Below are 20,482 nucleotides of genomic sequence, written 5' to 3' on the forward strand. Positions count from 1 at the left end.
AAGTGGAGGAAAATCTCAGGGCCAAACCGTCTGCCCGAAGTGATCCAGGGGATTGCCTTCAAGGACGGGATCAAGCAACTTCAAAACGCCGCCTGATCAAGCCGTCACCAACTTTTGGGCATAACTCACAGTCCCGGCATGAAGATCCTCAATGCCGGTGTTGCGTACACAGATCATCGCCATCAACTTGGCCAGCCTGGCAGCGATGCGTTCCTCATCCGCTTCCTTCATGGATCAGTGCCTTGCGAGCCATCGCGCCGCTTCGCAAACACCGCAGCCAGAACCGCTTCGGCGCGTGCAAGCCCGTCCTCGGTCAGCATCAGGGACTTTGCCTTGCCGACAGGATCAGCGATCAACCCTTTGGCATGAAGCCGGTCAGTGACGGCCCAGTCGAGGCCCTTCCAAACGCGATTTCCGTCATGCAGTGACAGGCAGAGGATCGCCAGCGCGGCGTCGTCAAGCTTATCAGTATCGAGCTCCAGTTCCGGCATTTTTCAAACCCTCCCCAAGCAGCATGGAGGTTCGTGGAAAATTCCTCAATGGCACAAGGGGCTTGCGAGTGTATCGATATGACAGGAAAGTTCGATTTCGGTCCGTTTAAGGACCCGCGACCGACGTCGAAGTGTTCAGGTTGAGCGAGATTTAACCCAAACAATTTCAACAGTTTACAGGCTTTACACCAAATCCGCGCAGTCGAGAGGTCCGGAGAATATCGGCCTGGAGAGAACGTCTTTGCCAATAATGGCACCAAGGCCAGTGCTCAGCCCAAGCCACATAACCCTTGAATATAACGGAAAAATTCGGCCGCTAACTGAGATGGAGAACAGTTTCTCTAGGGCAAGTGGCGGAGAGGAAGGGACAATCCACCAAAAACCGTAAGTCATTGACTTAACTGGACATACAAGAGCGAAGGTTGCTTGTGTGTCTCACTGTATGTCCCAGTTTATAGCCCGGATTTTAGGAGGAAGTCAAAGGTATCTGTGTAGGCAACCAGAGACGGTGTTATTTATGGTTTCAGTGTAAGGATTTGAAAGGTAATAATATTCTTGAATGTAGGTGAGTATGATATTGTTCTTGGCTTGCTTTGCTCGAAGCTAGTTGCATCCGAGATGATATAAGGCAGGTTCGGAGTCGGTTTTGAATATGGTATTTAAGATATTGAAAACATAGTATAAAATGTGGATGAAGAAAGGTCGTTAGGGATAAGCGATTGATATATAATGGGAATAACCATTGTCATGGAGACAGACAGATACTCATTTTTGGCTAAGTTATTGTATTTCATAAATAATCTCACCATATGCCCCACCTCTTGTCCTATAGGTAGGGCGATAGATTTATCCAAGAAAAACAAGCGGATAATCCGAGGGTCGCAAGATTGCCCGACCTCGTTCTTTCCTGTAGGTGGCGCGAGTGGTGTCCGTGGACGGGCTTTCTCTGTCTATATGAGAGGAAAAGCCCCCGGCCTGACGCCCCGCTGCTATGTGCGCGGGAAAGGGAAGCCTATGGAAAACAGACAGATATCGCATGAGAGAAGCCGCCAATGCTTCGCCAAGGCGCAGGGGCAGGCCCTTGGGCATGAGGGGCCATGGGGGAAGTCGCGGCCTTGCCAGTGTAGAGATGCCCGCTCGGAAAAATGTGTCACTTGTGCTTGCTGATGTCGGCTAATCGGGCACCCGTGCCTCAAGGGCTTGCAACCTTTCTTCTAGCATCTCTACTCTTGCCAAGAGTTCGGCACTGGTTGTGCCAAGTTCAACATACATCTGTAGAAGCTGTGTAAACGCTTCATTGGAGCGGTCGGAAACAGTTGATACGTCAGAGCGCAATGAGTTCTGCTGTATGGATAGTTCGTTCAACGTTCCCACTTGTCCGTTGTGCAGGCACAGTAAGTACTCAAGGTAACTCTCAACCTGTGTTTCGAACGATATTCCGCGCCAATAGCTGGGCTCTGGACAGAAAGCGGCAGCTTCTGTGGCCAATGCAAATGCCGATCCAGTGCAAACAACTAGGGCTGTCAAAGTACTTCTTGTCATTCTCATACCTCAAACTTCTCAAGGGCTTCCTGTTTCTGTGCCAGCGTATGGCCCGCCTTGAAATAGACCTGCTGGGTGACGCCTTCGCGTTCATGGCCCACAATGTCCTGATAGAGCGGCTCTGGGACGCCAGCCTGAGCAAGTCGCGTTATCATGGTGTTGCGGAAGCTGTGCAGCACCAAGCCATCTTTTTTCATGCCAAGCCGCTTTAAAAACGTGCTGAACGAGCGGCCTAGATTGCGGCCATAGCCCTCTTTGGCGTTGTAGGAAAAGGACACGAAAAGCCTCTCTTGTCGAGATAGGGAATGCACCCATTCAAGGAAGCCAAGCCGGATCAACTCGGAATGGATGGGCACTTGGCGCTTAGCGGCAGGTGACTTGAGGCTCTTACCTTTGCCATCATCGTTGATGTCGATAAACCAGATGTCGCCTTCTTGTCGGATGTCCGTCAGGAATAGCTGAGCAATCTCGCGTCGTCTTGCCCCGGTATAAAGGGTCAGTAGCGTTGCCCACTTGTAGTCGTCTGACTTTACAAGGCCAGACGTGTTCTCGGTCAACTCTTTAAAAAGCCGTTTGGTCTGGGCAGGCGTGAAGGCCTTGCGTCCATCATCGTTCTTTTTGCTTGCTTTCACCTTCAAATCGACAAACAGCTTTTCAGAGGCGCGGCCATGTTTTTCTGCCCAGTCCCAGAAGCGACGGAACATGTCGAGATAGCTATTCGCGGTCTTGGTGCTGAGTGTGGGCAAGCCCGGAACTGCGATGGCTTCATGCAAGGGAAGGTCGCGGGTTTCGGGTTTGGTCTTGCGATTGACGGGCATGGACAGCACGACCTGTTTCATCTCGGCGGCGTCTTGGCGCGTAATCTGATCCATGGCTTTGTCTGGCCCGAAATACTCCACCAGTAGGGCAAGGTAGGCGTCGGCCTTGTTCCGCATCTCCTGAGACCATTGCGGCCCGTGCTCGGCCTTGAAATCGGCTGCAGCGGCGCTCAGGCTCACGGAGCGGGCCTGTTGTGGCCTTGGCGCTGTCTGGGCGGGTTTGGTGAAGGAATAGCCCTCAAGGCTCTCAGCGGCGCTTAGAATGGCTTTGATCTGGTCCCGGCGGGCCTTGCGCATCTCTTGGCGTAGGGATGGCTCGTTTTCGGCCCACTGAGCCTCTGTAAGGCCCGTTGAGGCCCGGAAGCCGTCAAGGGTGCCTGCATCAAGGTAAAGGTCTGACAGGTCGTCAAAGCCGCCTATGGCGTCCTCATGCACGTTTAACTCTTGGCGCAGGGCATCAAGGGACCGATCCGGCAGGCCGGTGTCGTTCAACCGTTCCACATACCGATCCAACGAAGCTGCAAAGTAGCTCCGCACCATGTCCCGCATCTCGTCTTGTCTGAGCCGTGCCAATGCCTTGTTATCCCGAACCAATCGCCAGCATGATGCAAGATGACGGGCAAGATCGCCAGCCCGATCTGGGCACTTCGTGCGTAAGGATATTCTGACTGTTCGGCGCTTTTGATCCTCAGCCCGAGGAAGGGGCCAACGGAAGTAGTAAACCCCGTGACGTGATGGCGACAGATAGGCGGACAGTTTCATGGGCTTGGTGCTCCACTTTGTGTCGCACTTGCCTGTCCAACTCTTAAGTCACTGATCTATATAGGAATGGCGGAGGGAACGGGACCCCCGTCGAACCTTCTCCACCCTATAAGTAGTTGAATTTGTTCGACTCAGCAGGGGACGTTTCTCCTTCAGCTTGTGTATCGAAATGGTAGGCTCGGCACATTGCAATGCCGTCCGGGGAGATCGGCATCCACCAATCGCCATCCTGCTAGATATCACCAGGGCACAAATCATGACCCGGTCGCCGTGTACCGGCCAGGTTCGGTGTGACGGTGTCGAAGCGGTGGCCGGAACTGGGGACCGGTACGACTTCGCCGTCGAAATGGCCGATTTTGCCCGTGCCGAGCGGACCGCTGCTGAAGCACGCTTAGGTCAAATAGACACCGCCTTGGCTCGCCTGCAGGACCGCGGGGCTCCCACCGGGATCCCGCCCGAGGCACGCGACATCTTGAACCAGATCGCCGTGCAGCGGGCGCAGGCGATGGCCGTTCTTGACCGCCTTCTGGATGATCGCGACGGCACGGTCCGCGACAGCGTAGAACAGGACGTCGGCTTCGTGCCGCTGCCGGATGGCCTGATCGTTCGGGGCGAGGCGATGGAAGCATTGGCAAGAGCCTCGCCCTGGTTGCAGACGCGCATCATGCTCGTCTTCCTCACGTTGTTGGTGCTCGATCTTGGGGCGATTCTGGTGATGACGGTTATGCCCGCGCCGAGAATGGTCGTTTTGGGCGAGATCCTAACGGCAGAAGTCGCGATGCAGCGGGCGCTTGCTGAAGCCGAGCAGGCAATCTGCCAGTCCAAACAGTCCATCCTCGATGCTCGCGAGATGATGACGAAGACCGAGAACGAGGTCGACCAGCGCATCACGTCTCATCGCAGGGCGATGAAGACCCGCAAGGTGGTCAGTGATCGTATCGACGACGATCTTGATGCTCGCTTCGATCCGGTCGGCTGACCGCCTTGTTGGCGTCGCGCAGGAGGTGGGCCGATCCCCGGACAAAAAATACTCCTGTTCCGGGAAAACGCAGCCGACTGACCGACTGAAAGGGTGCGAGGTCGGCGGAGAAAATCCAACCACCGACCTAACGGTCGCCCTCTCGCGGCCCTGCCGTTCGCCCCTTGGGGCGAACGGGCCCCGGAACCGAAAACGAACTCAACATCGCAGAAGAGGAAATATCATGACGAACATGCCCCTGACCCCCGCAAAGCCGCGCGCCGCGGCCCATCTTGCGGTGAACGATGAGATGGGATCGTCCATCACGAACGCGATCGAAAACCTGTCCAGCGACGCGACCATGTTGACCCGCTGGCGTCTGCGCGGCGCGCGCAGCCGGGAAGCCATCAAGCTCGCAGAGACGGCGCTCGTGGAGTCGATGGCCGCTAAGCGTCGGGCCTTCATTTACCAGGTTGGCCTGGCCGAAGATCACGCCAAGAAGATCATGCTGTCGGAGTCGATGAAGAACACCGAGGTGATCGAGCGCGAAATTGCGCGCACGATTGCCGACGCCGTGTCGAACTTCGAGAACCTGATCCTCGGCCAGGAAGAGGCGGCCTATCGGGCCGAAATCGATCTGGTTGGCGACGCACATGAAATGCTTGCGGCCGGCAAGATGAGCGAGCGGCGCTGCGAGCAGCTGATCACCAGCATCGAGGCTTCTACGGACAAGATCGTCGAAACCGTCCACCGGACGACCCGCGAAATCCTGACGAACCTCGTGAGTAATCCACGCACATGTGCCCATCGATTCCATGAACATGTGGCCACGGAGTCCACGCGCATGTGGCCACCGATTCCACGGCATGTGGCCACCCTGTTGAGATAGACCTGCGAGGCGATCTGACCCTGCCTATTCTGCGGCCCATTGAGGGAGCAGGAGAGTGAGATGGAAAGGTTGCCAATGCGCAAGATCAAGGATGTTTTACGACTGCGCGCGTCGGGGTATTCGACGCGTAGGATTTCGAACAGTTTGGGGCTGGGGCGGACGTCGACGCGCAATTATCTTCAGCGCGCCGCAGAGGCGGGGCTCTCTTGGCCTGACGTGCAGGCTCTCGATGAAGGCGTCCTTGAGCGGCAGCTTTTCCACCAAGTTGCGAGCGCCGGGGGCCATCCGTTCGTCATGCCGGACTGGGCGGAGATCAATCGGGAGTTGAAGCGCTCTGGCGTGACCCTGCGCCTGCTTTGGGAAGAATATCGCGTGTGTCACCCTGATGACGGGTATGGGTATTCCGCCTGGTGTCAGCATTACCGCGCGTGGGTGAAGCGGCTGTCCCCCTCCATGCGCCAGCGCCATGTTGCGGGTGAGAAGGTGTTCGTCGACTATTCCGGTGTGCGCATGGAGGTGACGGATCCCGCCACTGGCACGCGTTATCCTGTTGAGTTGTTCGTCGCGGTGTTGGGCGCGTCGAATTACACCTATGCCGAGGCCAGCTGGAGCCAGACCCTACCGGACTGGATCGGTGCGCATGTCCGCGCGTTTGAGTTCTTCGGCGGGGCACCGGCCTTGATCGTGTCGGACAATCTCAAATCTGCCGTCGTGCGCGCCTGCTTTCATGAGCCAGGCGTCAACCGCAGCTACACTGATCTTGGACGCCATTATCATACGGTCATTCTCCCGGCCCGGCCTTACAAACCGAAGGACAAGTCGAAAGCAGAAGGCGGGGTGCTGCTGGTCCAGCGCTGGATTGTTGCGCGGTTGCGCAATCGGGCGTTCTTTTCGCTGGAGGAGATGAACGCGGCAATCCGGGAAGAATTGACGCAGCTGAATGCCCGCGTCAGCCGTCACCTTGGCGCCTCACGCCAGCAACTCTTTGAGCAATTGGACCAACCCGCACTGATCCCGCTGCCCCCGACACGCCATGCCCATGCCGATTGGAAGAAAGTCACCGTCGGAGCCGATTACCACATCCGCATCGACGACCATTACTATTCCGTTCCCTACAGCCTCGCTCGTGCGGCCCTTTGGGTGCGGATCACGGCCAGCACCATCGAGGCGTTTCAGGGCGGAAATCGTGTTGCGAGCCATCAGCGTGCAGGCCCACAGGACGGACGCGACACGACGGTAAAGGCGCATATGCCTGCCAAACACCGTCACTATGCTGAAATGACCGCCGAGAAAGTCCGGACCGATGCACAAACAGTCGGACCGAACGTGGTCACACTCGTCGAGGTCATCCTGCGCAACAAGCCAAGGCCGGAACAGGGCATCCGCGCCTGTGTCGGCATCCTCAGGCTGAAGCGCGGCTCTGGCTCCGAGAGGCTGGATGCGGCCTGCGCCCGGGCACTGGCGCTCAATGCCTGCTCGCTCAAATCCGTCACCTCCATCCTGAAGAACCGACTCGAGACCCAGCCCGTCGAGACTGCGCCGGAGGCACCCACCATTGCCCACGCGAACATTCGCGGAGCGCATTATTTCCACTGAACCAAAGGAGACACCGAATGCTCACACACCCCACCCATGAGGCGTTGCGCACGCTCAAACTCGACGGCATGGCCGAGGTATTCGCGGAGTTGCTGGCCCACGACGGCAGTCGGCAGATGGACCCTGTCGAATGGATCGGCCTGATGCTTGATCGCGAGAGTGCTGCCCGTGATAGCCGTCGCTTCCAGACGCGCTTGGGCGCCGCAAAACTGCGCGAGACCAGCGCTTGCATGGAAGATGTTGATTATCGCGCCGCGCGCAAACTGGACCGCGCGCTGTTTCAGAGCCTGAAAGACGGTGTCTGGATCGCCAAACATCGCAGCATCCTGATCACAGGACCATGCGGAGTTGGAAAGTCCTGGCTGGCCTGCGCTTTGGGTCATGAGGCCTGTCGGCAAGGCAAGGTCACCCTCTACTTCCGGATGCCCCGCCTCTTCGGCGAACTGGCCACAGCGCGGGGTGATGGAAGCTACGAGCGCATCTTCCGCAAGATCGTGCGCGCCGATGTTCTGATCCTCGATGACTGGGGGCCGGAATAAATGACCGCCAGCCAGCGCCGCGACCTGATGGAAATTGTCGATGACCGTTACGGCCGCAAGGCAACCATCGTCACAAGTCAACTTCCGGTGGAAAAATGGTATGACATCATCGGTGACCCGACCTTTGCCGATGCGATCCTCGACAGACTGGTGCATCACGCCCACCGGATCGCACTCGACGGCCCCTCCATGCGCAAAAATTCCCGCCCTGAGATATTGGCCGACACCAATGAGGCCGCACAATGATCATCACGGCGCGCTCAGGCTTTGCCCACAGGGCCCACCCACGCACCCGCCGCCGCCAGCTATTTGATAAGCGCTGCGCCGGGCGCGCGGGTCCCCCCATGGACAAAGCCACATCAGCCGTCAGCATTGACCCAGACGTGAAAATCACGTCATGAATAAATCGCCTCGCAGATCACCTCACGGGGGTGGCCACATGTCATGGAATGACTGGCCACATGTCCGTGGAACAGGTGGGCAAGTGCCGTGGAATACTCAGGTCAAGGACAGGGGCGCGCCGCTGACCTTCTACGATTATCCGGCGGAACACTGGAACACATCCGGACGTCGAACCCGCCCTCTCGTGCATGTAAACATGCCCTGCCCGGCAATAATCGAAAGCACCTTCGCCACCGTCCGGCATCGCACGAAACGCACCGAGGGGTGCCTCAGCCGCGAGACCGGTCTGGCCCTTCTCGGTGATGCAAGCATCACCTGTCAGGCAGTGCATGGCGTTCAAGCTGATGATCCTTCTCGGGACATTGCCGCGCAATGCCTTGCCAGGCAATGGTCGGCGCAGAAGAAATGGCGCAAACGCGACGGCCAGAACCGCCTGCCCGAGATCATCCAGGGGATTGAGTTTCGCGACGGCATCCGCCAGCTTCAAGCCGCCGCCCGATCAAGCGTCACCACCTTTTGCGCATATTTCGATAGCGATGCGGTCAGGATTGAGTGGTGGACCACCACCCTAATATGTCGAAGCTGAACGGCCTTATCGCAGTCGTTGGCCGTGAATGTCGAACAGGCGCAGGTCGCCCGGATTGGCCGTGATCTGCAAGACGGCCCCCATCTCAGCGGAGACATCGCGTTCGACCTCGATCACGCAGGGGATATCTCCTGCCACATGGCCATGAAGCAGAGTCGTGCCACCCAGAAATTCCGGGAACGTCACGGTGAAAGGCAGTGCCGGCTCCTCCTGCCCGGCCAGTCGCATGTGTTCGGGACGCACCCCTGCGACGATTTTGGCGCCCTCATTTTCCTTGGGTCGGAGCGACGACGGCAGAGGCCAGCTGTCTTCTCCAATGTGGACCGCGCCATCACGCAATGTCGCAGGAAACAGGTTCATCTTCGGTGATCCGATGAAGCCTGCCACAAAGACGTTGCCGGGATCGTCATACAGCTGGGCCGGTGTTCCGGTCTGTTCCACCCGGCCGTCGCGCAGAACCACTATCTTGTCGGCCAAGGTCATGGCTTCGGTCTGATCATGCGTGACATAAATCATGGTGTTGCCGAGTTCGCGGTGCAGGCGGGCGATTTCCATTCTCATTTCCACCCGCAGCTCGGCATCGAGATTGGAAAGCGGTTCATCGAACAAGAACACCTGCGGGTCGCGCACGATCGCCCGCCCGATTGCCACGCGTTGCCGCTGTCCGCCGGACAACTGGCCCGGCCTGCGGTCCAGAAGTGGCGTCAGTTGCAACACGTCGGCGGCGGCATTGACCTTGCGCGCCACCTCCTCCTTCGGGCGGTGGGCCATCTTCAACCCGAACCCCATGTTCTGGGCCACCGACATATGCGGGTAAAGCGCGTAGGATTGAAAGACCATCGCGATCCCCCGCACCGACGGGTCGTCATCCGTGACATCGTGGCCCGAGATGAGGATATCGCCATCCGTCACTTCCTCCAGCCCAGCGATCAATCGCAACAACGTGGACTTGCCGCAGCCCGAGGGGCCGACAAACACCACGAATTCACCGCCGCGCACCGACAGGTCGATACCGTGCAGCACTTCGACCTGGCCGAATGCCTTGGTAATGCCGCGCAGCTCCAGCCCGGCAACCTCCTGCCGCGCCGCAATTTCGGAAATCGCAGTCATCAGCCACGCTCCTGCCGGACCCAAACCAGCATCTCTCCGCCTTCGCGGTTGTCCCAGGCATGATAGGGCACTGCCTTTATATGAACCGTTTCCCGCACTGGCGCCTTGCGCGAGTAAAGCCCCTCGCCCAAGTAACTTTCACGCTGCGCCTGGGTCGTGGCCGCAATGTGGCCGGTCAACCCGTCAACTTCGACACTCTCGAACTGCGCGTCGGCGGCCAGAACCAGCGAATTGAGCGCCGCGCCGTTATCGACCTCTTCCAAGCAATAGACCAACGGGCCGCGCATCAGGGCGATACGACCCTGGTTGTTGGGGACAAGGGGATTGGCGTGAACCGTCTCGACCGGCATCTCCATGTGCAGCGTTACCCGATCTCCCTTCGACCAGCACCGCCATATCCGCAGATACCCGTTCTCGGCCTCAGCCACATCGACCGTCTCGCCATTGACCGTTACAGCGTGGCCCCGCGCCCAGCCCGGAAGACGCAGCGAAAGGGCAAACTCCGCCTCGCCCTCGGGCTCGATCTTCAGGACGATCTGCCCGTCATAAGGATATCCCGTCTCTTGCGAGATTTGCACTTTCTTGCCCGCAACCTCAAGCGCGGCACTGCCCGCACAATAAAGGTGCACCGCAACTTCGCTTTCCGCGATCCCGTAGGCATAGGTGCCAACCGATGCCAGCAGCCTTGAAATATTGGGCGGGCAGCACGGGCAATGGTGCCAGTCCCAGCGGTGATGGTCGCCCCGGCTTTCCAGCGGGTTCTCGTAGAAGAAATTCGTGCCGTCCATCGACAGCCCAGCCAGCGCGCAATTGTAGAGTGCGCGCTCCATCACGTCACCATAGCGGACGTCGGGCCCACGGCCCAGCATCCGCGACGCCCAGAAAACCAGAGCAACCGCCGCGCAAGTCTCGGCATAGGCCGTTTCGTTTGGCAGGTCGAAATCGAAGGTCAAGCCCTCGTTGGTCTCGGATGGTCCGAAGCCGCCGTGAATGTAGAGATTTCGTTGTGTCAGATGGTCCCACAGCCCCTCAAGCGCGGGCATCAGGCTGTTATCGCCAAACTCGGTCGCCACGTCCGCCATCCCGGCATAAAGATAGGCTGCCCGCACCGCGTGGCCGACAACCTCGCGCTGTTCGCGCACCGGCTTGTGGGACTGCGAATACTCGTAGGTTCCGAAATGGTAATCCGCGAGTTGCGCGCCGCGCGCTCCGGCCTCCTGGTCGTAGTAGTGGGGCTGTGTGCCGCGTTGATCGATGAAGAACTTTGCAAGGTCGAGGTAGCGCTGTTCGCCGGTGGCACGTCCCAGCTTGACCAGCGCCAGCTCGATCTCCTCGTGGCCGGGATAGCCCCGCATCCGCCCCTCTTGCGTGCCAAAGAGGCCATCGATGTGGTCCGCATAGCGGCACATGATGTCCATCAGCTTGCGCTTGCCGGTTGCGTGGTAATAGGCCACCGCCGCTTCCATCAGATGGCCGGCGCAATAAAGCTCGTGGCAATCACGCAGGTTGGTCCAACGCTTGCCCGGCTGGATCCGCAGATACCACGAATTGCAATATCCGCTATCTTCCTGCAGCCGCCCATAGGCGTCGATCACCGCGTCAACCTGGGCCTCCAGATCGGGGTCGGGCCTGCGATACAGGGCATAGGCCGCGGTCTCGATGCTCTTGGCTATATCGCTGTCCCAGAACATCTGGCTCGTCACGGTCGAATTGGTGCCTTGGAAGGGGATGCGCTGGCCGGGGTTCGGCCTTTCGGGGTCGATCTGGTCGAGCATACCCGCATTGACGCATCGGTCGAACAGGATCCGTGCGGTCGATGTGGCGATGGTGTCGATGCGCGGACCGAAGAAGCCCTCGACCCGCACCTGGTTCACGGTGGGCGGGCGAAAGGCGGCCTTGGCCTGCAACTTGTCGGCGGCGGCGGAGGAAGCTAATTCGTTCACTGGACTTGTCCTTCTTGGGGGAAGTCACTTCACCGCACCGGCCGTCAGGCCGCGGATGTAGTGGCGTTGGAGAATGAGAAACAGGATGAGGCATGGGATCATCATGACGGTCACGCCCGCTTGCACCGCGCCCCAGTCAACCGATCCGAAACGGCCGGATCGCACGGATGTCATCAGCACCGGCAGGGTGTATTTGCTCTGGTCGGTCAGCAGCACGAGGGCTGCCAGAAACTCGTTCCAGGCGTTGAGGAATGCGAAAAGACCGACCGTCACGATACCGGGCAACACCAGCGGTCCCATCACGTATACGAGCATTCTCAGATCGCGCACACCGTCGATCCGCGCGGCCTCCTCGATCTCTTTGGGCACCGCGTCGAAGGCGTTGCGCATCATGAAAACCGAGAACGGCAATTGCAGCGTCGTATAGATCAGCACGAGGCCAGTCAGCGTGTTTTGCAAGCCCAGAGACGCCAGCAGCAGAAAGAGCGGCGTCAGGATCGACTGGAACGGCACCATGATCGTCGCGAGTATCAGCACGAAGATCATCGGCTTGAGCGGGAACCGGAACCGCGAGAAGCCGTATCCCGCCAGAACCGACACCAGCACCGTCAGGATGGTCGTGCCCAAGGCCACGTACAGCGAATTGCCCGTGTGTTGCAAAAGCGAGGCGCCGAAACCGTCCAGCCGAACATAGCTGTCGATGCTCGCCCCCTCGATCGGCCACGGCGGCAGTGGCGGCTGACCAGACTCCGCCGGTGTCCTGAAGCTGGCCAGCACCACGATGGCGATTGGCGCAAGAAACAGGAACGCCACGAGAAGGGCCGTCACATGATAGAGGATCCGGTAGGGACGCATAAAGGGCCGACGGCGGGCTGTGCGTGGCATAACCCGATCAGGGGCTGTCTTTGTGGTTACGGTCACGACCCATCCTCCCTGTCGCGCAACAGCCTCAGCTGGATTGCGCTCAGCACCAGCAGAATCCCCAGGAGCACCACCGAAAGTGCGGCCCCATAGCCCAGCCGGAATGACACGAAGCTTTCGTTGAAGATCCAGTAGACGGCGGTGATCGTGCTGTTCTGCGGCCCGCCGTTCAGGATGATGTAGAACTGATCGAATGCCAGCATCGACCCCGACACACACAGGATCAAGGCCAGCGCAAAGGGCCGACGCACCAACGGCATGGTGATGAACCGGAATCTTTGCAGCGCCCCCGCCCCGTCGATCCGGGCGGCCTCGAGGTAGTCGCGCGGGATGGACTGCAACCCACTCATCAGGATGACCATGAAAAAGCCGACCATCTTCCAGACGACCATCACGTTCACAGACCAGAAGGCCAAGCCGTAATCGGCGTTGATGTTCACGCGCCGCTCGGTCAGGCCGAGATTCTGCATCAAAGGCGAGAACAGCCCGGAATCGACATTCGAGAGCCACGCCCAAAGAAGGCTGGCCGAGGCGAAGCCGATCACGACGGGCAGGAAATAGGCCGTCCGGTAGAAGGCCGTCGCACGGCCGGGCCGTTCGACCATCAGCGCCAGGATCATGCCAAGCCCCAGCAGACCGATCGTCACTGCGACGGTGTAGGTGCCGGTAAAGCTCAGCGCACCCCAGAAGCCACTGTCGCCCCACATACGTTCGTAATTAGCGAAGCCGACCCAGCGCTTCTGTCCCATCAGGGGCCAGTCGTGCAACGACATCCATATCGTCATCCCCAGCGGGATGGCGAAGAACACCGCGACCAGTGCCAAGGCGGGCGCCACATAAAGCAACCCGATCATGTCCCGCCGCCGACGTCGCCGACGGCGCAACGCGATGCGGGACGGGCGCGGCACCGCATCGGCAACATCAATCTGTTCGGGCATGGCTCGATACTTTCAAGGCAGGCGCAGCCGCCGCGGAAGTTGCGGCGGCTGCGCGGGACATTCGGATCAGTTGGCGTCGTCGATGATCGATTGCATCTCGGCCTCGCCTTGCGCCAGCGTCTCACCCACCTCATCGGCGGTGCCATAGAAAGCCCTGTTCAGCGTCGTGATCCACGGTCCGTTTGCAGAGTTGATCAGATCGTTGAACACCGGCGAAAAGGGCGTCCGTCCGTTTGTCATCGCGTCGGCGGCCAGAATATAGCGCGGATCAAGCCCTTCCAGAGCCTCTTCGGCGATGTCGCTGCGCACCGGCAAGGCGCCGCCCGCGGCCAACAATCGCTGCCCTTCAAGCGAATAGGCAAACTCGATGAACGCTTCGATGGCAGGCATCTTGTCGTCGTCGGTGGCGGCGGAGACGACGAAGTTGTCGCCCCCCGCGAACGATGACCAGGCGCCATCCTTGCCCGGCAGATAGCTGACGCCGTAATCCAGATCGGGATATTGCGTGTTCAGCGCCCCGATGGCGAAGGCGCCTGAAGGCGTGATGCCGATATTGCCGTTGGCGAAGGCGGCGAAGAAATTGATCCCCCCATCGGTTTGCGATCCGGCCGGCACCAGCCCGTCCTCGACCATGGCCCGATAGAATTCGACCCCTTCGCGCATCTGTGGTGAATCGAAGCGCGCCTCGGAACCATCGGAGCTGAACAGCTCGCCCCCCGAAGCCCAGACCATCGGCATGAAGGTGAAGATGTTGCAGCCACCGCAGGCACCGGAAAAGTAGAAGCCGTAGGTCTCCTCTCCCAACGCGTCGATCGCCTCGGCATGTTCCCGAATTTCGGCCCAGGTCGTGGGGGCCACGTCCGGGTCGAGCCCTGCCTCCCGATACAGATCCTTGTTCCAGATCAGCACCGAACTGTCGGCCGAAAACGGCAGGCCGTAGATGCGATCCTCGACAGTCCCGACGGACAGGTGTGCGGGCGACAGGCTATCGAAATAATCCAGATCCTGTGCAAATTCGGTCAGGTCCCGGAGCTGCCCCGCCGCGCCGAAGGCGGGCGTGTAGATGAGGTCGAGCGACAGCGCATCGGGCGCGGAACCACCAGCAGAAGCAATGGCGTATTTCTGAACCAGTTCCGCCGTCGGCACGATTTGAAGCTCGGCTGAATGCTCGCTTTGCGCATTGAACGCCTCAACGATCTGCGGCATGAAATTCGAGCCGTCGGCACGCACCCAGAGACTGAAGGTCTCGGCCATCACGGGCGCGGGCAGTGCGACAGTGGCGAGCAAAAGCCCACCGATCAACCTGTTGTGTGACATTTGGTATCCTCCCTTTGGTTCCCGCCGCCATGGCGGGACGTTTCGTTGGTTCGTGGTTCAAGGTCGGCCCCACCTCCTCCGCAGGACCGACGTTCGACAATCCGGCCAGGCAACCTGCGCAAGCCGGGTTCAACATCCTTTCCGTCGATAAGATCAAGCATGGTCCGTCCGACGACGCGACCGAGTTCGAGAAGTTCCATGTCCACCGTGGTCAATGGCGGACGGGTAGCCTTGGCGAAAATCTCCCAGTTGTCGAACCCCACGACAGCCAGATCGCCCGGCACATCGACCCCTATGCTGGTGGCTGCATCGATCAGCCCACGCGCGATCTGGTCGTTGCCGCAGAACACAGCATCGGGCCACTCTGCCCGCCCCGGAGCCAGAAGCTCCAGCGCGGCGGTGTATCCACATTCCTCGGACCAGTTGCCGTAGCAGACATCCCCAAAGGGCGACAAATTTGCTTCGGCCAGGGCTTCCTCCCAGCCTCTCACTCTCAGGCTTGAAGCTTCGAAATCTTTTTTACCGGTTACGTGCGCAATCCGACAACAGCCGCGTGCGACCAGATGTGAAACCGCCATATGGGCATTAAGCTGATCATCGGGCACGAAACCGATAGCATCAGGCGGACAGGACGCATTGGCATAAATGACCGGAATCCCGAGGTCGGGAAGCTCGAACGGGAGGCCGCGGTCAATCCGCTTGCCCGCGATTACAAGGCCATCGACCCGGCGATCCTGCATGGCGTCGATATTTGCCTTCACGCGCTCGGCGTCGTCCTCTCCCGCGCACAGAAAAACCGACACGCCGCGATCAGCCATCGACGACGACAACCCGGCTGCCACCGGCAGGGTAAAGCGGCCGTATGTGTCGTTCGTGATCAGGCCCACAGCGAAGGACCGCTTACCGACCAAGCCGCGCGCGATGGAGTTCGGCCGGTAGCCCAGCTCCGCCGCGGCGGCACGCACCCGGTTACGGGTCTCCGGCGTCATCCGCCCGATTTCGTTCAGCGCCCGCGACGCGGTGGTGACGCTGACGCCTGTCTGCCGCGCCACATCGCGGATCGTGACCCGGCAATTTGCGGGCGCAGTATTTTCTGGCAGATCGTCATCCGGCATCAATCGGCTCCGAAAGTTCGGAACAGTATCCAAACCCCTGAGGTGTACAATGAGCAAACGTTTACTCATGTTGAGAAAACGTTATCTCAAACGAACCAAGCCTGTCAATCGCCCATCTCAGAGGCCTTGATGATGTGACCGCCCCAGACGGCATTGATGTGCCAAGGTGGGTCTGCAACGATCCGCAAAGGAGAGCGGTCATGTCGGAGATTGCCACGGTCGGGCTCGATCTGGCGAAGAATGTGCTTCAGGTGCATGGAGCAGACGGCGCTGGTCGATCGGTCTTGCGCAAGAAGCTGGAGCGCATGTTCTGGCGTTTTTGAGCGATCTTCCGTCGTGCGTTGTCGCGATGGAAGCCTGCGGCGGCGCCCACTTCCGGAGCCGGGAGATAGAGAATCCGGGCCATGATGTGCGACAAAACCCGCCTGCCAACGCCAAGCCCTTCGTAAAGCGGCAGAGGAATGATGCGGCAGATGCCGAGGCGATGCCTGTCGTCGTGAAACGAATACGACCCCGGCGTGGGCACCCCCCGTCCGTCGGGAACGATCCGTTCCAAAAGTACCGGTTCGAGTGTCGCCCTTTGATCATACGGAACGACCCTGACGCGCACATTTCCATCGCGTGAGGCCGCCACGAACAGGGGGGCAGAGACGGCGCATCACCTCGTGCAACACCGTAGGATGCCAAAGCTGGCCAAGATCATGGATGACGCCGAGCACGATGTGCTGGCCTGCATGACCTTTCCCAAGGAACATCGCGCCAAGTTGCATTCGACGACCCCCCCCATCTCGGGCATGCAGGCATGCCCTGCCTGGCAAAGATCGAACGTCTGAACGGCGAAATCGAGCGCCGCACCGACGTCGTCGGCATCTTTCCCAAAGACGATGCCATCACCCGCCTGGTCGGCGCGCTCCTCCTCCAACAGAACGATGAATGGGCCGTCCAGCGGGCGCGATACATGGCACTGGAAACCATGGCACCTCTGAGCGATGATGCCATCGTCAGCCTGCCCGTCGCCGCGCGCTGATCAACCAGGCCCGCGCCGGACGTCACGGTGAGCCCAACGGCCACATACAACAATCAATGGGACACGATCGCGGCAATCTCAACCGGAAGAAAACCCGGCGTCTCAGCAGCCTGTTCTTCAACAATATCCAGATCAGGTGCGGACTTGGGATCACGCAACCACTTGTGGATCAGATTGGTATTCATTGCATATCGCCGGGCAACCCGCGCGACCGAAACACCCGGCGCGCAAGTTTGCCCGCAGATCGATAGCTTCTCCCCATCCGACTAGAACCGCTTCTTCTGACCCTTCTTGCCCGACATATCTGCCCTCAAGATGTCCACTACCGATGGTGGACAATATCAACACACGCTGTGAAGCGGGAGTGCAGGCACACCGGACGCTTTCGCCCCAGCACAGGATCCTGGTCAGCCGGGCCATGGCCGAAATGATGCTCTGCGCGCCCGATGTTCTGGTGCCCGCGCGTGCGTTTTTGGGGCAGGCGGGGGTGCGGCGCATGGTGGGCGGGCTGGTGCGCTATCCCCATATTCTGTTCGCGCGCCACCAGGTCGTTCCATCGCAAGGTTTGCCCAGCGAAAGCGATCTGCCCGGTGTAGAATCCCTATCCACCATCACGCCCCGCGCTCGGGCCGATATCATGGCGCCGTTTCCCGGGTTGGCTCCGCGATCCGGGGGCCTATGGCCCCGCCCCACGCCCACCTTGCGCACGTACAAGGCGCAGGCCCTGCTGGCCGCCTAGGGTAGGATCAGCAACCAGCCCCAGACGGTGATCAGGCTAAGCGCGGTGCCGATCAACACGCCCGAAGCCGCCACACGACGCGCGGCGCCGTACATATCGGCGAAGATATAGGTGTTGATGCCCGGCGCCATGGCGGCGGTGATCACCGCCGCGCGCAACGCATCGGTGTTCAGCCCAAGCGCGGTGCCGAGGCCATAGGCGATGGCGGGGTGCACCACCAGCGAACAGCCGCACACCCACAGCACCGCGCGCACATCGCCCTCGGGGCGGTAACGCACCAGCGCGCCGCCCAGCCCGAGCAGCGCGAGGTTCTGCAAGGAAGCAGGCGTGGTTCCGACCCATGCGGAGCCGTCGTAAACGAGCAGAAATTCCTCGTCCTCGACCCATGCGCGCCAGCCTGCGCGGGGCGGCAGGCGCTGCCAGCTGCCATCGGTGAATACCGCGACATTCAGGTCCCAGCCCGCCCAGTCACCGGTGCCGCCGCTGGCAACAACGTATCGGTCGCCGTCGGCGGGACCTCCAGGCGGCTCGGTCAGGTCGCGGTCGAGAACGGAAAGCTGGATCAGCCCGTCGAGGATGCGCAGCGCCTCGTTGTGGGTGACATGCTTCTGGGCCTGCGCCGCCAGAATGTAGGGCAGCAGCAGGTTGGTAGTCGTATCAGACATGGGATGGCCTTCAGAATGTGAGCGTGACGGTTTTGGCCGCTCCCCGCCCGATCAAGGCGGAGATCTGGAAGATGCGGATGTCGAGCGTGTCGCCGGGCGCGAGCAGCCCGCCCCAATCGGTGGTTTGCTGGGCGGCCGTGTAGATCGCGCTGGTCGTGGTCGCGTTCAGCACCCGCTTGACCGTTGCACCATCGAGGATCTCGACCTCATAGGCTTCGACCTCCTCGATGAGCGGCACCTCAACCGCACCCCAACTGTCAGCCGCGAGGGCTCGGGACCGACGTGCCCAGCGGATCGTCAGATCGCCCGGTATGCGCGGCTTGCGCCATGGCTGCTCGACATGGGCCACCGAGAACGGCCGCAGACCCACGCCAACTGGCGTGAAGGCTTGCGCCACATAGGTCTCGTCGCTGACCGGGCGGCTTGCGGGGCCGATGCGCCAATTCCACGGAAGCCCGAGATCGGCCTCGGCGATCGGCAATGACGCCATCGCCGCGTCCAGCACCACGACCCGCGCGCCTGCCTGAACCGGGTTGGCCATAGCCGCTTCCGTGCCGCGCTGGCCACGCAGCAGGCGCGTCAGGCGATAGCGGCCCGGTGCGATCAGCTCGGCGACGCCTGCCTGCACGATCTCCCAGACACCTAGCGCGGACTCAACTGCCAGCGCATTGGCCCCGCCGAACAGTGTCAGATCGGTGACACTTTCCAGCGTGCCGGAAAGCAGATCGATCACCAGCGCATTGCCGAGATCAAACCGCGATGTCGGACCAGAATAGAATTCCGAGACCAGCGTCCCGATCCGGGCACGGCCGCCAAAGGTGGTCAGCAGTTCAAATCCATCCGTCGATGGGCTGCGAAACACCGCCATCTCGCCCGGCCAGGGAACCGCATGCGCCGCAACCAGCGGCCGATGCGCGGGCTGGTCCTCGGTCAGTTGCGGCAGGTCCATCAGCACCGCGTCCGGCGCGCCGAACACCACGGCGCGCGTCAGCGACGCCGCGCGGGGATCGCCGGGCGGCAGATCGTAGGTCGCGCGGTCCTGGCGGACGGCCTCGATGCCGCGCGCCCCGGCGTCGGCGATGGAGACGAGCCGCAGATCGACCAGCCGCCCGTCATGCGCGAGCCGGATCGCGTCGGCCGGATCGAGCGCGAGCCGCGAGGGCGGCAGTCGGAATGCCGCCGTCTCGCGCCCTACCCATGCTTCCATCAGCGCGCGGCGGCAGCGGCGCTCGGCCTCCTCTGGCGGGACCGCCATGGGGAAGCTTTCTGAGGCGATGCGGGTGGTGTCCACAGTGATGCGGCGCGCCTCGACGAGGGCGGCATCGTAATCTTCGTCGGCCCGCGCTACTTGCCATTTGAGGGCCTGCGGCAGTTCCGTCTCCTGTGCGCGGGTGAGTTCCAGCACGTCGCCCTCTCGGGCAGCCACCAGATCGTCGTGCGTCACGCTGGCCACGGCCGCGCGCCCACGCATGACGAAACGGATCGTGCCCTCGGTCTCCACCGCGTCGAACCCGAAATGCCGCGACAGCGTGGTGATCGAGGCGCGTGGGCTTTCCAGTGCGCCAATGGCGTAGCCTTCGACCGCGCCCCAGAGTCCGGTGACGTCGATCCGGGCCTCGGGCATTCCCGCACGCACGCAGAGATGGCGCACAAGGGCCGCCAGCGACACCGCGCCAAGCCTCCCGGTCAGCCAATGTCCCAGCCGCCAATTTGCCCCATCGGTCCAGACGTCGGTCAGCGCCGGGAAGAACGGATAGGGTCGCGCGTCCCAGGTCCAAGCGGCGCATTCCGGCACATGCACCATGCGCCCGTCATAGACGGACGACACCGGGTTGTTCGCGGGCGTGCCCCACCAGAGATAGGTCGCCTCCAGATAAGTACGTTGGATGGCATCGTCCCGCCAGCCCCGCGAGAAATGCGGTGTGAAGCTCTCGGACGACTTCGGGTCGAAGAATACATTCGGCTGGTTGGTGCCGCGATCGATGGCGGGGCAGCCAAGCTCGGTGAACCAGATCGGCTTCGACTGCGGCGCCCATGCCGTCGGCGTCCCGCTCTCCACCCCACCGGGGCGGTCGTAATGCGCGTTCGACCACCAGGCGCGCGGATCCTTGTAGCGGAACACCC

The 20,482-nt window shown here is 60.8% G+C and carries 16 protein-coding genes and 4 pseudogenes; 8 read left to right on the top strand and 12 right to left on the bottom strand.

Annotated features, from left to right (window positions below):
* Positions 1-96: 96 nt before the first annotated feature.
* The 3 genes from ROA7023_RS25520 to ROA7023_RS21095 all read right to left on the bottom strand — a co-directional run bounded on the left by ROA7023_RS25520 (position 97) and on the right by ROA7023_RS21095 (position 3,391).
* Complete coding sequence (locus tag ROA7023_RS25520) at positions 97-231, bottom strand: hypothetical protein (protein ID WP_268808032.1); 135 nt, start codon at positions 229-231, stop codon at positions 97-99.
* Complete coding sequence (locus ROA7023_RS21090) at positions 228-491, bottom strand: DUF6429 family protein (RefSeq protein ID WP_200812569.1); 264 nt, start codon at positions 489-491, stop codon at positions 228-230. The genes ROA7023_RS25520 and ROA7023_RS21090 overlap by 4 nt, the downstream gene beginning before the upstream one ends.
* Positions 492-2,035: 1,544 nt before the next feature.
* A complete protein-coding gene (locus ROA7023_RS21095) occupies positions 2,036-3,391 on the bottom strand; it encodes a site-specific integrase (RefSeq protein ID WP_234992381.1) in 1,356 nt (451 codons plus the stop codon).
* 478 nt (positions 3,392-3,869) lie between these two features.
* Between ROA7023_RS21095 and ROA7023_RS21100 the strand changes: the two genes are divergently transcribed.
* The 5 genes and pseudogenes from ROA7023_RS21100 to ROA7023_RS25825 form a co-directional block, all read left to right on the top strand.
* Positions 3,870-4,592 carry a hypothetical protein gene (locus tag ROA7023_RS21100; RefSeq protein WP_085880976.1) on the top strand — a complete coding sequence of 241 codons (723 nt, stop codon included), beginning with the start codon at positions 3,870-3,872 and terminating at the stop codon, positions 4,590-4,592.
* Positions 4,593-4,815: 223 nt separating this feature from the next.
* Positions 4,816-5,460 carry a hypothetical protein gene (locus ROA7023_RS21105; protein ID WP_085880977.1) on the top strand — a complete coding sequence of 215 codons (645 nt, stop codon included), beginning with the start codon at positions 4,816-4,818 and terminating at the stop codon, positions 5,458-5,460.
* Between the two features lie 60 nt (positions 5,461-5,520).
* Positions 5,521-7,056 (top strand): IS21 family transposase, encoded by a 1,536-nt coding sequence (gene istA / locus ROA7023_RS21110; protein WP_085880978.1) that lies wholly within the window; start codon positions 5,521-5,523, stop codon positions 7,054-7,056.
* Between the two features lie 17 nt (positions 7,057-7,073).
* Positions 7,074-7,841, top strand: a pseudogene (istB, locus tag ROA7023_RS21115) (IS21-like element helper ATPase IstB).
* Between the two features lie 259 nt (positions 7,842-8,100).
* Positions 8,101-8,490: pseudogene (locus tag ROA7023_RS25825) on the top strand (hypothetical protein); the annotation flags it as partial.
* Positions 8,491-8,589: 99 nt separating this feature from the next.
* On the opposite strand, the gene ROA7023_RS21125 reads toward ROA7023_RS25825, so the two are convergent.
* From ROA7023_RS21125 to ROA7023_RS21150, 6 genes are all read right to left on the bottom strand, one after another.
* Positions 8,590-9,693 carry an ABC transporter ATP-binding protein gene (locus ROA7023_RS21125; RefSeq protein ID WP_085880979.1) on the bottom strand — a complete coding sequence of 368 codons (1,104 nt, stop codon included), beginning with the start codon at positions 9,691-9,693 and terminating at the stop codon, positions 8,590-8,592.
* On the bottom strand, positions 9,693-11,636 hold the full coding sequence (locus tag ROA7023_RS21130) for a glycoside hydrolase family 127 protein (protein WP_085880980.1): 1,944 nt from the start codon (positions 11,634-11,636) through the stop codon (positions 9,693-9,695). The genes ROA7023_RS21125 and ROA7023_RS21130 overlap by 1 nt, the downstream gene beginning before the upstream one ends.
* Positions 11,637-11,660: 24 nt before the next feature.
* Complete coding sequence (locus tag ROA7023_RS21135) at positions 11,661-12,521, bottom strand: carbohydrate ABC transporter permease (RefSeq protein WP_085880981.1); 861 nt, start codon at positions 12,519-12,521, stop codon at positions 11,661-11,663.
* A gap of 32 nt (positions 12,522-12,553) precedes the next feature.
* Complete coding sequence (locus ROA7023_RS21140; protein WP_085880982.1) at positions 12,554-13,495, bottom strand: carbohydrate ABC transporter permease; 942 nt, start codon at positions 13,493-13,495, stop codon at positions 12,554-12,556.
* Positions 13,496-13,561: 66 nt separating this feature from the next.
* The gene (locus ROA7023_RS21145; protein ID WP_085880983.1) at positions 13,562-14,812 is read right to left on the bottom strand and encodes an ABC transporter substrate-binding protein; all 1,251 of its coding nucleotides are present in this window, start codon (positions 14,810-14,812) and stop codon (positions 13,562-13,564) included.
* Entirely contained in the window at positions 14,794-15,927 is a 1,134-nt protein-coding gene (locus ROA7023_RS21150) for a LacI family DNA-binding transcriptional regulator (RefSeq protein WP_085880984.1), read from the bottom strand. The genes ROA7023_RS21145 and ROA7023_RS21150 overlap by 19 nt, the downstream gene beginning before the upstream one ends.
* 200 nt (positions 15,928-16,127) lie before the next feature.
* On the opposite strand from ROA7023_RS21150, the pseudogene ROA7023_RS21155 reads away from it, so the two are divergent.
* Positions 16,128-16,432 (top strand): annotated as a pseudogene (locus tag ROA7023_RS21155) (IS110 family transposase); the annotation flags it as partial.
* Positions 16,433-16,604: 172 nt separating this feature from the next.
* Positions 16,605-16,954 (top strand): annotated as a pseudogene (locus tag ROA7023_RS21160) (transposase); the annotation flags it as partial.
* A gap of 53 nt (positions 16,955-17,007) precedes the next feature.
* Here ROA7023_RS21160 and ROA7023_RS25525 read toward each other — a convergent pair.
* Positions 17,008-17,139 (bottom strand): hypothetical protein, encoded by a 132-nt coding sequence (locus tag ROA7023_RS25525; protein WP_268808033.1) that lies wholly within the window; start codon positions 17,137-17,139, stop codon positions 17,008-17,010.
* Between the two features lie 143 nt (positions 17,140-17,282).
* On the opposite strand from ROA7023_RS25525, the gene ROA7023_RS21170 reads away from it, so the two are divergent.
* Complete coding sequence (locus ROA7023_RS21170; protein ID WP_085880985.1) at positions 17,283-17,693, top strand: Hint domain-containing protein; 411 nt, start codon at positions 17,283-17,285, stop codon at positions 17,691-17,693.
* Here ROA7023_RS21170 and ROA7023_RS25600 read toward each other — a convergent pair.
* Positions 17,690-18,358: a DUF2793 domain-containing protein gene (locus ROA7023_RS25600; protein WP_085880986.1), complete on the bottom strand. Its 669-nt coding sequence runs from the start codon at positions 18,356-18,358 to the stop codon at positions 17,690-17,692. The two genes, ROA7023_RS21170 and ROA7023_RS25600, sit on opposite strands and share 4 nt — an antisense overlap.
* A gap of 10 nt (positions 18,359-18,368) precedes the next feature.
* Positions 18,369-20,482: baseplate multidomain protein megatron (locus tag ROA7023_RS21180; RefSeq protein ID WP_085880987.1), on the bottom strand; the 2,114-nt coding region annotated here is incomplete at its 5' end.

Origin of the sequence: Roseisalinus antarcticus (genome assembly GCF_900172355.1) — a bacterium.
Lineage (GTDB): Bacteria > Pseudomonadota > Alphaproteobacteria > Rhodobacterales > Rhodobacteraceae > Oceanicola > Oceanicola antarcticus_A.

Excerpts from the sequence above, each read along its gene's own strand:
- ROA7023_RS25600 (WP_085880986.1), bottom strand. The coding sequence starts at position 18,358 with ATGTCTGATACGACTACCAACCTGCTGCTGCCCTACATTCTGGCGGCG.
- ROA7023_RS21090 (WP_200812569.1), bottom strand. The coding sequence starts at position 491 with ATGCCGGAACTGGAGCTCGATACTGATAAGCTTGACGACGCCGCGCTG.
- istA (WP_085880978.1), top strand. The coding sequence starts at position 5,521 with ATGGAAAGGTTGCCAATGCGCAAGATCAAGGATGTTTTACGACTGCGC.
- ROA7023_RS21125 (WP_085880979.1), bottom strand. The coding sequence starts at position 9,693 with ATGACTGCGATTTCCGAAATTGCGGCGCGGCAGGAGGTTGCCGGGCTG.
- ROA7023_RS25525 (WP_268808033.1), bottom strand. The coding sequence starts at position 17,139 with ATGAATACCAATCTGATCCACAAGTGGTTGCGTGATCCCAAGTCCGCA.
- ROA7023_RS25520 (WP_268808032.1), bottom strand. The coding sequence starts at position 231 with ATGAAGGAAGCGGATGAGGAACGCATCGCTGCCAGGCTGGCCAAGTTG.
- ROA7023_RS21145 (WP_085880983.1), bottom strand. The coding sequence starts at position 14,812 with ATGTCACACAACAGGTTGATCGGTGGGCTTTTGCTCGCCACTGTCGCA.
- ROA7023_RS21105 (WP_085880977.1), top strand. The coding sequence starts at position 4,816 with ATGACGAACATGCCCCTGACCCCCGCAAAGCCGCGCGCCGCGGCCCAT.
- ROA7023_RS21135 (WP_085880981.1), bottom strand. The coding sequence starts at position 12,521 with ATGCCACGCACAGCCCGCCGTCGGCCCTTTATGCGTCCCTACCGGATC.
- ROA7023_RS21140 (WP_085880982.1), bottom strand. The coding sequence starts at position 13,495 with ATGCCCGAACAGATTGATGTTGCCGATGCGGTGCCGCGCCCGTCCCGC.
- ROA7023_RS21095 (WP_234992381.1), bottom strand. The coding sequence starts at position 3,391 with ATGGTGCGGAGCTACTTTGCAGCTTCGTTGGATCGGTATGTGGAACGG.
- ROA7023_RS21100 (WP_085880976.1), top strand. The coding sequence starts at position 3,870 with ATGACCCGGTCGCCGTGTACCGGCCAGGTTCGGTGTGACGGTGTCGAA.
- ROA7023_RS21170 (WP_085880985.1), top strand. The coding sequence starts at position 17,283 with ATGGTGGACAATATCAACACACGCTGTGAAGCGGGAGTGCAGGCACAC.
- ROA7023_RS21150 (WP_085880984.1), bottom strand. The coding sequence starts at position 15,927 with ATGCCGGATGACGATCTGCCAGAAAATACTGCGCCCGCAAATTGCCGG.